General features: G+C 55.4%; 12 protein-coding genes. 7 read left to right on the top strand and 5 right to left on the bottom strand.

Going from position 1 to position 14,278, the window contains the following annotated elements; all coding sequences use genetic code 11:
- Positions 1 to 77 precede the first annotated feature (77 nt).
- Positions 78 to 1,754, top strand: a complete 1,677-nt coding sequence (locus ABD920_RS12160) for an amidase (RefSeq protein ID WP_345159341.1) — start codon at positions 78 to 80, stop codon at positions 1,752 to 1,754.
- A gap of 111 nt (positions 1,755 to 1,865) precedes the next feature.
- A complete protein-coding gene (locus ABD920_RS12155) occupies positions 1,866 to 4,286 on the top strand; it encodes a prolyl oligopeptidase family serine peptidase (RefSeq protein ID WP_345159340.1) in 2,421 nt (806 codons plus the stop codon).
- Positions 4,287 to 4,491: 205 nt separating this feature from the next.
- Here the strand turns inward: ABD920_RS12155 and ABD920_RS12150 are convergent, their stop codons facing one another.
- Positions 4,492 to 5,301 (bottom strand): phosphatase PAP2 family protein, encoded by an 810-nt coding sequence (locus ABD920_RS12150; protein WP_345159339.1) that lies wholly within the window; start codon positions 5,299 to 5,301, stop codon positions 4,492 to 4,494.
- A gap of 265 nt (positions 5,302 to 5,566) precedes the next feature.
- Between ABD920_RS12150 and metK the strand changes: the two genes are divergently transcribed.
- Complete coding sequence (metK, locus tag ABD920_RS12145) at positions 5,567 to 6,871, top strand: methionine adenosyltransferase (protein WP_345159337.1); 1,305 nt, start codon at positions 5,567 to 5,569, stop codon at positions 6,869 to 6,871.
- A gap of 124 nt (positions 6,872 to 6,995) precedes the next feature.
- Here the strand turns inward: metK and hpf are convergent, their stop codons facing one another.
- The 4 genes from hpf to ABD920_RS12125 form a co-directional block, all read right to left on the bottom strand.
- Complete coding sequence (hpf, locus tag ABD920_RS12140; protein ID WP_345159335.1) at positions 6,996 to 7,295, bottom strand: ribosome hibernation-promoting factor, HPF/YfiA family; 300 nt, start codon at positions 7,293 to 7,295, stop codon at positions 6,996 to 6,998.
- A gap of 24 nt (positions 7,296 to 7,319) precedes the next feature.
- On the bottom strand, positions 7,320 to 8,198 hold the full coding sequence (locus tag ABD920_RS12135; protein WP_345159334.1) for a tyrosine-type recombinase/integrase: 879 nt from the start codon (positions 8,196 to 8,198) through the stop codon (positions 7,320 to 7,322).
- A 72-nt stretch (positions 8,199 to 8,270) separates the two neighbouring features.
- Positions 8,271 to 8,465: a 30S ribosomal protein S21 gene (rpsU, locus tag ABD920_RS12130; protein ID WP_345159332.1), complete on the bottom strand. Its 195-nt coding sequence runs from the start codon at positions 8,463 to 8,465 to the stop codon at positions 8,271 to 8,273.
- A 148-nt stretch (positions 8,466 to 8,613) separates the two neighbouring features.
- Positions 8,614 to 9,753, bottom strand: a complete 1,140-nt coding sequence (locus tag ABD920_RS12125) for an acyl-CoA dehydrogenase family protein (protein ID WP_345159329.1) — start codon at positions 9,751 to 9,753, stop codon at positions 8,614 to 8,616.
- Positions 9,754 to 10,195: 442 nt separating this feature from the next.
- Between ABD920_RS12125 and ABD920_RS12120 the strand changes: the two genes are divergently transcribed.
- From ABD920_RS12120 to ABD920_RS12105, 4 genes are all read left to right on the top strand, one after another.
- A complete protein-coding gene (locus tag ABD920_RS12120) occupies positions 10,196 to 10,942 on the top strand; it encodes a tyrosine-protein phosphatase (RefSeq protein ID WP_345159327.1) in 747 nt (248 codons plus the stop codon).
- Between the two features lie 32 nt (positions 10,943 to 10,974).
- A complete protein-coding gene (locus ABD920_RS12115) occupies positions 10,975 to 11,967 on the top strand; it encodes an NAD-dependent epimerase/dehydratase family protein (protein WP_345159325.1) in 993 nt (330 codons plus the stop codon).
- Between the two features lie 67 nt (positions 11,968 to 12,034).
- On the top strand, positions 12,035 to 13,435 hold the full coding sequence (locus ABD920_RS12110; RefSeq protein ID WP_345159321.1) for a tetratricopeptide repeat protein: 1,401 nt from the start codon (positions 12,035 to 12,037) through the stop codon (positions 13,433 to 13,435).
- Between the two features lie 6 nt (positions 13,436 to 13,441).
- Positions 13,442 to 14,224, top strand: a complete 783-nt coding sequence (locus ABD920_RS12105; RefSeq protein ID WP_345159320.1) for a phosphosulfolactate synthase — start codon at positions 13,442 to 13,444, stop codon at positions 14,222 to 14,224.
- Positions 14,225 to 14,278: the final 54 nt, after the last annotated feature.

Raw genomic sequence — 14,278 nt, 5'->3', positions numbered from 1 at the left:
TGTAGTAGTATTATCAAATATGTCTACCCGTAGTCGATTGTTTTCGGGTTAGATTATTAAAACAAGTAGTTATAAGCATGAATAAAATTTATAAATCCTTGGCATTAGGTGTTGCCTGCTTTATATCAGGGGCATTTGTGAGCAGGGTGGCAGATGATAAAGTAACGGTAGCCGTGCTGCAGGACGCGCAGAAACTGATGGGGCTGCATTTCTCCGACGCCAAGCTGGACTCCACGCTGTCGGAGATAGCGGATTTTAAGGAGAGCTACGAAGCCATCCGGAAGGTGCCTTTGCCAAATGAGGTGGCGCCCGCGCTGGTGTTTAACCCGATCCCGGTGGGGTACCAGTTTGAGCAGCAGAAAATACCGTTTGAGGTAGCGCGGCCGGCGAAAGTAAAGCTGCCGAAGAACCGGGACGAGCTGGCCTTTTACTCCGTGCCGCAACTGGCGGAACTGGTGCGCAAGCAGCAGATAACCTCAGAAGAGCTGACGAAATTTTTCCTGGCACGCCTGAAGAAGTACGGCCCGACGCTGGAGTGCGTCACGACCCTCACCGAGGAACTGGCGCTGCAACAGGCCCGGCAGGCCGACCAGGAGATCAAGGCCGGAAAATACAAAGGTATGCTGCATGGCATCCCGTTCGGGGTGAAGGACCTGCTGGCCACGCGCAAGTATAAGACCACCTGGGGCGCCACGCCTTACAAAGACCAGCTGATAGACAAGGATGCGACCGTGGTGCAGCGCCTGCAGGATGCCGGGGGCGTGCTGGTGGCGAAAACCACCTTGGGCGCGCTGGCCATGGGCGATGTGTGGTACGGTGGTAAAACTCGCTCGCCCTGGGACATCACCCAAGGCTCCAGCGGTTCATCGGCGGGTTCGGCGGCGGCGGTGGCGGCAGGCCTGTTGCCGTACGCCATCGGTACGGAAACGCTGGGTTCTATCGTTTCGCCGTCCACAGCCTGCGGCACCACCGGCCTGCGCCCGACGTTTGGGCGCGTGAGCCGCGACGGCGCGATGGCCTTGAGCTGGTCGATGGACAAGATCGGGCCGATTGCCCGCTCTGCCGAGGATTGCGCTATCGTGTTTAACGCCATCTACGGCCCGGACGGGAAAGACCAGTCGGTATATGACGCGCCGTTCAATTACAACCCGAACATCGACGTGAAGAAGCTGCGCGTGGGCTACCTGAAAAACGACTTCGGCGGCGAGTACGGGTTCAAGAAAAACGATGAAGCTACATTGGAGACGCTGCGAAAGGCAGGCGTGGAACTGGTGCCCCTCGAGTTGCCGGAACTACCGGCCAGCGCCCTGACGCTCACCATATCGGTGGAGGGGGCCGCCGCCTTCGACGAACTCACCCGCAGCGGACGCGACAGCCTGCTGGTGGCGCAGCACAAGAACGCCTGGCCAAATTATTTCCGGGCGGCCCGGTTTGTGCCGGCCGTGGAGTACCTGCAGGCGCAGCGCGTGCGTACCCTGCTGGTGCAGAAGATGCAGGAGAAGCTGAAGGATGTGGATGTCTATATCAGCCCCTCGTTTGCCAGCAGCAACCTGGTGGTTACCAACCTGACCGGTCACCCGTGCGTGGTACTGCCGAACGGCTTTCAGGAGAACGGCATGCCCACCACCATCACCTTCATGGGCAAGTTGTTCGGAGAGGCGGAGCTGCTGAGCTTCGCCAGGTTCTACCAGGGCCTGACAGACCACGAGGAGAAGCACCCGAACCTGAACTTCGGGAAGAAAAAGAAATCTTAACTACCAGCACCGCCGCCTGAAGCCATGGGAATCAGGCGGCGGTTTTTGCTTTATGGGAGCCGACCTTTTAATTTTGAGGATCTACAGAAACATCACCCTACATATATAAACATGCTACTTGTTAAAAAGAAAGCCGTAGCCCTGCTGGCTTACCTGCTGCTGGGGGCCGGTGCCCTGCTGGCGCAGGAGAAGAAGACGGAGCTGAGCGTTGAGAAAATCATGCGTGATCCCAAGTGGATGGGCACTTCCCCGAGCAATATTTTCTGGTCAGAGGATGGAAAGAAGATCTACTTCAGCTGGAACCCGGACAGCAACAAGGCCGACTCCCTCTACAGCGTAGCCGCCGACGGCAGGAACATCCGGAAAGTGAGCCCGCAGGAGCGCCGCAGTCTGCCGTCGCCTGAAGGGGCCTATAACCGCGCCGAAACAAAGAAGGTGTACGAGAAGAACGGCGACATTTACCTCTATGACATAAAGGCCGGGAAGCCGCAGCAGATCACTAATACCGTGGAGCGGGAGAGCAGCCCCTCGTTCAGCCACAGCGGGCAGAAGGTGGTCTATATAAAAGACAATAACTTATATGCCTGGAGCATCGGCAGCGGGCAGACGGTGCAGCTCACCGATTTCAGGAAGGGCAGGAAGGCCCCGGCAGAAGGCAAAGACGCGCAGCGTGACTGGCTGAAGCAGCAGCAACTGGCCCTGCTGCAGATCGTGCGCGACCGCGAGGCGGAGAAGGAGGCGCAGAAAAAGCAGGAGAAGCTGGATAATCCCAACCGCCCGAAAGAGATCTATATCGAGGAGAAGGCCGTCAGCAGCATCAACCTGAGCCCGGACGAGCGCTTTATCTCCTACCAGTTGGTCAACCGCCCGAAGAACGCGAAGGTGGCGATCGTGCCGAACTACGTCACCTCCTCCGGCTATACCGAAGACATCAACACCCGCACCAAAGTAGGCGATGCGCAGGAGACTTACGCGACTTATATATATGACACGCAGCGCGACACTGCTTTCGCTGTCTCGATGAAGGAGGTGGAAGGCATTTATGAGCAGCCAGACTATCTAAAGGAGAAGACAGCCAAGGCCAGCGCGGCAAAAGACACCGCAGACAGCAAAACGAAAAAGCCGGAAGCCCGCGCCACGGTTATATATGGCCCTTACTGGTCGGACAACGGCAGACAGGCGGTGGTAGTGGCCCGCTCCCAGGACAACAAGGACCGCTGGATCCTGAAGCTGGACCCGGCCACCGGCAAGCTCACCCTCCTGGACCGGCAGCGCGACGAGGCCTGGATCAATGGCCCCGGCATCGGCTACGGCCCCGGCGACATTGGCTGGATGCCCGACAACGAGCGCATATGGTTTCAGTCGGAGGAATCGGGCTATTCGCATTTATATACCGTGGACGTGCGCAGTGGCCAGAAGAAAGCCCTGACCAATGGTAAATTCGAGGTGTCGGAGGTGCGGATGTCGGACGACAAAAAGCACTGGTATTTCATCGCCAACAAAACCCACCCCGGCGAGCAGCACTTTTACCGCATGCCGCTTAACGGGGGCGAGATGGTGCAACTGACCGCCCTGCCCGGTGCCCAGGAAGTCACGCTGTCGCCGGACGAGAAGACGCTGGCCATCCGTTCCTCCACCAGCAACAGGCCCTGGGAGCTGTACGTGATTGATAACAAGCCGCGCGCGAAGCCGAAGCAGGTGACGCAGTCGCTGACCGACGAGTTTAAGGCCTATGACTGGCGCGAGCCGGAGGTGATCACCTTCAAGGCCCAGGACGGCGCGGAGGTATATGCCCGCGTGTACCGCCCGGAGAAGCCGGAGAACAACGGTCCGGCGGTGGTGTTTGTGCACGGGGCAGGGTACCTGCAGAACGCGCACAAGTGGTGGAGCAGCTATTTCCGGGAGTATATGTTCCATAACTTCCTTGCCGACCAGGGCTATACCGTGCTCGACATCGACTACCGGGGCAGCGCCGGCTACGGCCGCGACGTGCGCACCGGCATCTACCGCTTTATGGGCGGCAAAGACCTGAGCGACCATATAGACGGGGCGAAGTTGCTGGTGGAGAAGTACAACGTAGACCCCAGCCGCATCGGCATATATGGCGGCTCGTACGGTGGCTTTATCACGCTGATGGCCATGTTCACGGAGCCGGATGTGTTTGCCGCCGGGGCCGCACTGCGCTCTGTCACCGACTGGGCGCACTACAACCACGGCTATACCGCCAACATCCTGAACATACCGCAAACCGACAGCACCGCCTACGCTAAAAGCTCGCCTATTTATTATGCGGAAGGCTTGAAAGGCGCGCTGCTGATCTGCCACGGCATGGTAGACACCAACGTGCATTTTCAGGATGTGGTGCGCCTGACGCAGCGCCTGATCGAGCTGGGCAAAGACAACTGGGAACTGGCCGTGTACCCGGTGGAGAGCCACGGCTTCACGGAGCCCGCCAGCTGGACCGATGAATACAAGCGGATTTTCAGGCTCTTTGAGGAGAACCTTAAGAAAGCGCCCAAGACAAAAAGTTAACTCGCTTTCAGTATATATAATAGAGCCGGCCGTTTATGATAAACGGCCGGCTCTACTATATATATAAGAATAAGCCCATTTAGGAGGCAAAGGATATATGGTTTTTACATCCAGTTTTTCCATATAAAGAATGCCGGGACGTAAACCTTAGAGTAACCTGTACTCCCTTACGAGGGGTAGCTAGGAGTTTCTTCATCTATATCATCTAAAAAGTATAGGTGAGCAAGGCCCCGCTGTAATCGCGCCCGGAAACAGGGATAAGGCTGATGTTGGTTGTATTCGTCTTCTTGTGGAGCTGTGGCACCAGGATACCCGCGGCGGCACCCATCGCATACCCTAACATGTTGTCGCTCAGGAAGTGCTTGCCCGCGCGGAGCCTGAGATAGCCCACCCCTGCAGGCAAGGCAGCGGCGGCGGCCCATACGTAAGGTCTTGCAGGTGAGTCGGGGTGAAAGTCGTGAAATATCTTGGCGGCAAAGAAAGTGGCGCTGGCAGCGGCAGCGGTGTGGCCCGCATAAAACGAATTCTGGGCATTTGCCCTCGTCTTGTCAGAGAGCGGTACTTCAGGGCTGTACGTCAGAGGGCGGTCGCGGGGCACGAGGCCGTTCGTCATGGTGAAAAAAGCACCGGTAATGGCCATCGTCTCCACATACAGCACAAACACCTGGCCGGCTTTGCCTCTTACGTTGTCGTTGAACAGCATAAGCGCCGGTGCTAAGGCAAACGAGCCGTAGAAGGGGATGTCGCTGGTCTTCTTTGCCGACTCGGAGTGCCAGCCGGCCGAGAAGCGGTCGAAGCGGTTTACTTCGTTTTTGTTCTGCAGCAGGGCCTCCTCCTCCGTCAGCCCTTCCTTGTCCTGCATGATGGTCAGGCCATAGTAACTGAGGCCCATGCCGGCCGCAATAATGGGCGCGTCTACCTTTAAGCTGGTTCTGTAAGGGGAGTCGTTGTCCTGGCCAAAGCTGTTACCTGTCAGGAAAGTCAGTAAAGTAAAAACAGTTAATATGCGTTTCATATATAGGTATATCGTGTGATGTGATTTTATCTTCAAACGAGCCGTGATATCAAAAGTTTTGGCCTTCAGGAGAGGTATTTTAAGCTTTTGCTGGTCAACAGCTTACTATTTAATTGGAAGGCAGTCTAATTGCTATTGAAATATTGCCCGCAAAGAAGCTCTTCTCCTGCAGCCCTTTATTTTAACTATGGCAGAATTGTTTTAGCTTTGCAGCCGCTGCCAACGCGGGCAGCCGGTTTATACTTTGTACCTAAACCCATACATAATGCCTTATTTATTTACGTCGGAGTCTGTATCAGAGGGACATCCCGATAAAGTGGCGGATCAAATCTCGGATGCGTTATTAGATGAATTCCTGAAGCAGGACCCACAGTCAAAAGTGGCTTGCGAAACACTGGTGACCACCGGACTGGTAGTGCTGAGCGGCGAGGTGAAAACAGAAGCTTACGTGGATGTGCAGAAGGTGGCCCGCGAGGTGATCAAGCGCATCGGTTACACGAAATCAGAATATAAATTTGACGCGGATGCCTGCGGCGTGATCTCGGCGATCCATGAGCAGTCGCCAGACATTAACCAGGGCGTGGAGCGCACCAACCCGGAGGACCAGGGCGCCGGCGACCAGGGCATGATGTTCGGCTACGCCACCAACGAAACAGACAACTACATGCCGCTGGCGCTCAGCATCTCGCACCTGCTGCTGCAGGAGCTGGCCGCTATCCGCAAAGAGGGCAAAGAGATGACGTACCTGCGCCCGGATGCCAAGTCGCAGGTAACCATTCGCTACAGCGACAACCACGTGCCGGAGAAAATCGATACCATCGTGATCTCCACGCAGCACGACGAGTTTATCCTGCCCGAAGGCGACAGCGCCGACGCAAAGAACGTGGCGGAGGCAAGGATGCTACAGCAAATCAAAGAGGATGTGGGGGCTATCCTGATGCCGCGCGTGCTGAAGCAACTGCCCGAGCGCATACAAAAGCTGTTTAACGACGGCATCACCTACCACATCAACCCAACCGGTAAGTTCGTGATCGGTGGCCCGCACGGCGACACCGGCCTGACAGGCCGCAAAATTATCGTGGACACCTACGGCGGCAAAGGCGCGCACGGCGGCGGGGCCTTCTCCGGAAAAGACTCCTCTAAAGTAGACCGCTCGGCAGCCTATGCGACCCGCCATATCGCCAAGAACCTGGTGGCTGCCGGGGTGGCAGACCAGGCGCTGGTGCAGGTGGCCTATGCCATCGGCGTGGCAAAGCCGGTTGGCCTGTACGTAACCACCTATGGCTCCACCAAGGTAAAGGACAGCAACGGAGGCATCATGAGCGACGGCGAGATATCGGAGCGGGTGGGCAAGTTGTTTGATATGCGCCCTTACGCCATTGTGCAGCGCTTCGGCCTGCAAAACCCGATCTTCGCGGAAACGGCGGCTTATGGCCATATGGGCAGAACCCCCTCTCTAAAACGGGTGGAGGTTGTGACAAACGGCCAGAAAGAAGTGAAGGAGTTCGAGACCTTCACCTGGGAGAAGCTGGACTACGTGGACAAGATCAAGGCCGAGTTTGGCCTGTAAGGCGCAGTCCGACACACTGAAACTATATATAAACAGAGCGGCCAGCTATTGATAGCTGGCCGCTCTGTTTATATATAGGGACCCTAACACAGAATGCGTGCTTGGGATGGAAGCGCAGCTTCCGTTAATGTGCCGTTTGCTTCTGCTTGTGTTTCTTCAGCTGGCGGCGCATCGCATCCACGGCGGCATCGGCGGCTGCCTCAAACGACGGCGCGTCCTCCTGCGAGAAAAGCGTTGAGCCCGGTACAAACAGCCTGATCTCTACCGTCTTATTATTAATCCCATCGTTGTTGTTATTCTTCAGGAATACCTCCCCGTCTACTATCCTGTCATAGAATGTCTCCAGTTTATTCACCTTCTGCTGAATAAAGGAATTCAGCTGCTCATCAGCTTCGAGGTTAACGGAATGCATTTGTAGCTTCATAGTTATTACATTTAATGATTAAACTTATGCTTTTGGATGGGCTTTCTCGAATATCGATTTAAGCTTCTCAATTGAATTGTGCGTGTATACCTGCGTTGCCGCAAGGCTCGCATGCCCCAACAGGTCCTTGATCGCGTTCAGGTCGGCCCCCTTATTCAGCAGGTGCGTGGCAAACGAATGGCGCAACACGTGCGGGCTGTTATGTTCGGAGGTAGTGATCAAGCTGATGTACTTTTTAACGACGCGGTAAACGAATTTTGGGTATAGGGGACGAGCCTTATTAGTAACGAGCAAGTTTACCGAATTGTTATCACCAAAATAGTGCTTCTTCTGCACCTCGTAAGTGCCGATGCTGGCCAGGAGCGAGTCGTTGAGGGGCACGATACGCTCCTTGTTACCCTTGCCCAGTACCCGCACTGTTTTGGCACGGTGGTCAATGTCAGTATGTTGCACGCCCAGCAGCTCCGCCAGCCGGATGCCGGTGCCATACAGGAACTCCAGGATCAGGCGTTCGCGCTGGCCCTCGAAATTTTCCTCAAACGTGAAGCTGTCGAGCAGGGTGTTGAAGGGCTCCTCCAACACGAAGCCCGGGAGTTTCTTGGAGGCCTTGGGCGCCTTAATGCGCAGCATGGGGTTCACCTCGATGCGCTGCTGCGCCAGCAGGAAACGGTAATAGGAGCGCAGGCAGGCAATCTTGCGGTTAATGGAGCGCGGCTGTATGTTCTGCTGCACCAGTGTCAGTATCCAGGAGCGGATGATGGAGTGATGGGCCTCGGCGGCGTCGGTGATCTCGTACGTTTGCTGCAGGTACTGGGCAAACTGGCCGAGATCAGTGTGATAGGAGGTAAGGGTGTGCGGGCTGTACCGCTTTTCGTACTGGAGGTACTTAAAAAATAAATCCATAATTTAGTATACCTGCTGTTGTGGGAGCAGGTATACTAAATTATGGAAAAATAGAGTATGTTGTTAGAAAGACTAGTAGTTTTCGCCAGCGAAGAGCTGCTGCTTATATACTGCTCTCTCTTTTTGCTTTCTCTTGGAAACAGACGGCTTCTCGAAATAAGCTCTGGATCGAAGCTCTTTCAAAACGCCGGTTCTCTCGAATTTCTTCTTGAATCTCTTTAATGCGCGGTCTACTGACTCGTTATCTTTTACGTTAATAATAATCATGTTTATCTCGTTTCTCTTTGAGTTAGGGTTGCAAATTTAACTAAGCTTATACTTAAAAATCAACAGATTGGCTGAATTTATTTCTGCCAAAGCCGGATTTTCTGTTGAAAGCAGGGCAAAAGGCGATTTTCACCGCCCCAACAGGCCTTTACTTCAGTATCGCTCTTGATATAACAAGTTTTTGTATCTCACTTGTTCCCTCCCCGATAGTGCAAAGCTTGGCGTCGCGGTAATACTTCTCGGCCGGGTAGTCTTTGGTGAAGCCATATCCGCCAAAGATCTGCACCGCTTCGTTTGCCGCCCGCACCGCCACTTCTGAGGCATAGTACTTTGCCATGGCAGACTCCTTGTTCACGTTCAGGCCCCGGTTCTTCATATCCGCCGCCTGGTACGTCAGCAGCGAGGCCGCCTCAATCTCAGTGGCCATATCGGCCAGCTTGAAGGCAATGCCCTGGAAACTGGAGATGGGCTTGTTGAACTGGCTGCGCTCCTGCGAGTACGCCAGCGACACGTCGAAGGCCCCTTGCGCGATGCCCAGCGAAAGCGCGGCAATGGAGATGCGGCCGCCGTCCAGCACTTTCATGGCCTGCACAAAGCCTTCGCCCACGTTGCCCATCATCTGGCTTTTGTGCACGCGGCAGTCTTCAAATATCAGCTCCGTCGTTTCGGAGGCGCGCATGCCCAGCTTGTCTTCCTTGCGCCCTGCGCTGAAGCCCGGGGTGCCTTTCTCGATGATGAAGGCCGACATGCCGTGCGAGTCGCCCACCTCGCCGGTGCGCACAATCACCACCGCCACGTTGCCCGACTTGCCGTGCGTGATAAAGTTCTTGGCCCCGTTAATCACCCAGTCGTCCCCGTCCTGCACGGCCACGGTGCGCATATTGCCGGCATCGGAACCTGTGTTGGGCTCGGTTAGTCCCCAGGCGCCGATCCACTCGGCGGTCGCCAGTTTGGGGAGGTATTTCTGCTTCTGCTCCTCGTTGCCGAACTGCAGGATGTGCCCGGTACACAGCGAGTTGTGCGCCGCCATCGACAATCCGATGGAGCCATCGATCCTGGAAAGCTCGGCGATGGCGGTGACGTACTCCACGTAGCCAAAGCCCGACCCGCCATATGCCGTCGGTACCAGCACGCCCATCAAACCCAGCTCACCCAGCTTCTTGAACACCTCCACCGGGAACTCCTGGCTCTCGTCCCACTCCATCATCCGGGGCTTTATATGCTTTGCACCGAAATCACGGACCATGTCCGCAATCATGCGCTGGTTTTCAGTCGTTCTTAATTCCATTTATCTTTTTGAGTGTAGCGGGTGTATAAGGTAGTATCCTGTATAACGGCTTTGTAAACCCGTAGTTTACAAAGCTATGCAAAAGGCAGCCTATTTTGGTTAATTTTTTTGTAGAATCGCAAAATACTTCTTTTATATCATGATGATATTTATATATATGTAATATATGGGCGGTTTATTATCGATATGGCAAAATTATTGAAGCTTAGCTACTCGTATTGCTGTAGGGGATTCATATATGAAATTAGGGATTAATGCACGAGTGCAGCGGGTATCGATCAGAAAAGCGGAAGCCGCCTCTTTACAGGCTTAAAGTCCTTTTGCAGAGAGAAGGGCAAGTGTGATAAGGCTTTATTTTGACAGCGCCTTTAATTTCCGTTATTTTGAAGGTTGATTACCCCGTAGCAGTCGGTGTATTGCCACAGGTGCCAAAACGTTGCAGATGATACAGTTCTTTAAGAACCTTTTTGGAGATAGTGCGCCGCTGGAAGAGTCTTTCAGTGCCCTGGGCGTGGACATGCATTCGCATATCCTGCCTGGCATCGACGACGGCTCCGAAAGCCTGGAGCGCTCGCTGGAACTGGTGCAGGCCATGAAGGACTTCGGCTACCGCAAGCTCATCATGACGCCCCACATCATGAGCGACTTCTACAAGAACACCCCCGAAATCATCCGGGGCAAACTGGACCTGCTGCGGCAGGCGGTGCAGGAGGCCGGCATTGAGATAGAGCTTGGCTGCGCCGCGGAGTATTACCTGGACGAGGGATTCCTGGAGAAGCTGGAGAACAACGAGGAACTGCTGACCTTCGGGGACAAATACCTGCTGTTCGAAACCTCGTTCTTGAACGAGCCCCTGAACCTGCGGGAGGCCATCTTCATGATGCGCTCCAAAGGCTATAAACCGGTGCTGGCGCACCCCGAGCGGTATACTTATTTTTATGGGAAGTTCGATGCCCTGGCGGCGCTGCGGGAGCAGGGCGTGCTGTTTCAGCCTAACCTCAACTCCCTCACGGGCTACTACTCGCCGGGGGCCAAAGACTATGCCGAGCGCCTGATAGAAGAAGGCCTGGTGGATTTCCTGGGCTCTGACACACACGGCCTGAAACACACCGCCAGCCTGCAGAAGGTGTTGAGCAGCAAATACCTGAGCAAGGCGCTTGCGCTGCCGCTCCGCAACAACCTACTCTAAGCTATTACATCACCATCTATACATCCACCCATATGGTATTCGTAACTGGCGGCAGCGGCCTGATCGGTACATTTTTGATCCCGGCGCTGCTGCAGCGGGGGCACCCGGTAAAAGCGCTTTACCGGGGGCAGGTACCGGCTATACCGGGCAGCGAACAGGTGCAGTGGCTGGAGGGCGATGTGCTGGACCCCGTTTTTCTGCGGGAGGCGCTGCAGGGGGTAACCTATGTGTTCCATTGCGCGGGCGTGGTGTCGTACGCCCCGCAGGACGGGGAGCTGCTGAAGCAGGTGAATATTGACGGCACCGCCAACATCGTGGACGTATGCCTGGAGCACCCGGCCATCAAGCTGTGCCACGTGAGCTCCATCGCGGCGGTGGGGCGACCGAAAAATGCGGCTTTGATCACAGAAGACAGCAAGTGGGACCCCGCAGAGGAGCACTCCGCCTACGCCAGCTCTAAGTACTGGGGCGAACTGGAGGTGTGGCGCGGCGTGGCCGAGGGGCTGGATGCCGTGATCGTGAACCCTTCCATCATCCTTGGCCCCGCCGACTGGAACCGCAGCAGCACCCAGCTCTTTAAGTACGTTTACAGCGAGCGGCCTTTCTACACCGGGGGCAGTGCCAATTTTGTGGATGTGCGGGACGTGGTAGAGGCCATGTTGCGGCTCACCTTCTCGGATATTTCAGGAGAAAGATTTATATTGAATGCAGGCCTGCTCAGCTATCAGTCATTCTTTGAGCAGGCGGCCCGCTGCTTCGGCAAAAAAGCGCCCGGCACGCGGGTGCCGTCGCTGGTGGCCGAAGCAGTGTGGCGTTTTGAGCATGCCCGCGCCTGGCTTACCGGCGCCCGGCCGCTCATCACCAAAGACACGGCCCGGGTTTCGGCGAAGCGCCACGAATTCAGCAACAGCAAAATCTGTACGGCCCTCAACTTTTCATTCAGACCGGTCTCTGAATCAATTGAATGGGTTTGCGGGCAGCTGCAGCCGGCCGCCCTGGGCATGGCGGCCGGGCCCCGGGAATAAACTATTTGCCCCGTTAAAATGTAATAAAGCATAGGCTGTTTTTAGGGCAGCTTGTTGGATATCGGAGATGAAAGAGAACTTTGAAGAACATAGCGAGGAGTTGGAACTGATACAACGCTTCGAGCGCATGCTCGGCAGCAATGAGACGGTTTTCTTCGACCTGACGGATTTTGAATATATTATTGACCACTACACCGCTAATTTTGAATACAAGAAGGCGCTGGCTGCCTGCGACTCTGCCATTGCCCAGTACCCCTTCTCCACGGAACTGCAGATAGACAAGGCGCAGCTGCTGGCCATGGCAGGCAGCTTCGAGGATGCGCTTGTGCTGATAAACCGCGTGGCGGAGGTGGACCCGGAGAACGCGGACGTGCAGCTCACGCGCGGCATCATTTTCACGCAGCGCGGCGAGTTCCGGGAGGCCATCGACCACTTCAAGAAAGCGTTGGCCTACGCCTCCGACGACCGCGACGATATATTCTTCAACATCGGGCTGGCCTACCAGACGTGGGGCAAGTTCAGCTCGGCGGTTAAGTACTACAAAAAGTGCATCGAGCTGAACCCGGAGAACGAGGCCGCCATGCAGGAGGTGTTGTATTGCCTGGAGGTGACGAACACGATGAGTGAGAACGTGGCCTTTTTCCAGCAGTTCGTGGACAACGAGCCCTACTCTTCAGTGGCATGGTTCAACCTGGGTAACATGTTCAACAAGATGGGCGCCTACGACAAAGCGATTGCCGCCTACGACTACGCCACCATCATCGACCCGAAGTTCATCACGGCTTACAACAACATGGCCAATGCGCTGGTGTTCGTAGGCGACTACCCAAAGGCGATCGAGGCCTTTAATGCGATGGTGGAGCACAGTGCGCCCTCTGCCGAGGTATACTGCAACATTGGCGAGTGTTACGAGAAACTGCAGCAGTGGGACCTCTCGCGCCGCTACTACCAGAAATCCGTGGACATGGACCCGGAGATGGACGAGGCCTGGTTTGGCATCGGGATGATCCTGGATGCGCAGAACAAGTGGCACGAGGCGGTGCATTTCTTTAAGAAGGCGGTGGACCTGTACGACGACAGCGCCGACTACTGGGTGGCGCTGGCCGCCGCGGAGTACCATGTGGGGCATGTGGTGTCGGCGCTGGAGAGCTACGAGCGCGCCGCCGATATCCGGCCGGACGACAAGGACATCTACCTCAACTGGTCCATCATCCTATATGAGCAGGGCAATTTTGAGGAGGCGACCGATATTATATTAAACGCCATCGAGATTCAGCCGAAGGAGGCTGAGTTGTACTATAGGGCGTGTGCCTATATGCTTTCGGCAGGAAAATACCGCGAAGCTTACAATTATCTGGAAAATGCGTTAGTTTTGGACTTCGATAAGCACAAGCTGCTCTTCGAGTTCTTTCCTGAACTGGAGTCGCAGCGTGCGCTATCCCGGTTAATTGATCAGTATCGCAAATAAAAGTAAATGAATTATTCGCTGAACAGCATTCCAGAGCGTGCGCCAAAGCCACGCGAACGCGGTTATACCATGGCCATGGACAAGGGCCTGAGCATACGCGAGGTAGAAGACTTTATAGAAGTTGCCGGAGAGTACGTTGACATTGTGAAACTGGGCTGGGCTACCTCATACGTGGTGCCGAACCTGCAGCGGAAGCTGGATGTGTACCGGGCTGCCGGGATACCGGTTTACTTTGGAGGCACGCTTTTCGAGGCCTTTATCGTGCGCAACCAGTTTGAGGACTACCGTCGCGTGCTCGACAAATACGAGATGACATTTGCCGAGGTGTCGGACGGCTCGCTGGAAATGGAGCACGAGGTGAAGTGCAACTATATAAAAACGCTTTCGGAGCAGGTAACGGTGCTGTCGGAGGTTGGCTCCAAGGACGATCAGAAAATCATCCCGCCCTATATGTGGATTAGGCTGATGCAGGCAGAACTGGAGGCTGGTGCCTGGAAGGTGATCGGCGAGGCCCGCGAAGGCGGCAACGTCGGCCTGTTCCGCTCTACCGGCGAGGTGCGCAGCGGCTTGGTGGAAGAAATCCTCACCAAGATCCCCTTTGAGAAAATCCTGTGGGAGGCCCCGCAGAAATCACAGCAGGTGTGGTTTATCAAGTTGCTGGGCGCGAACGTGAACCTGGGCAACATTGCGCCGAGCGAGGTGATTCCGCTGGAGACAATCCGTTTGGGCCTGCGCGGCGATACCTTCAGCCATTTCCTGGATATGGAAAAGTCGAACCTGAAAGGTTAAACTTTAAATACAATAGCATAAATTGCCCGTCGGTATGGCCGCACGGGCAATTTT

The organism is Pontibacter saemangeumensis (assembly GCF_039541895.1).
Classification (GTDB): Bacteria; Bacteroidota; Bacteroidia; order Cytophagales; family Hymenobacteraceae; genus Pontibacter; species Pontibacter saemangeumensis.
This window is presented reverse-complemented; position numbering and strand designations above follow the sequence as displayed.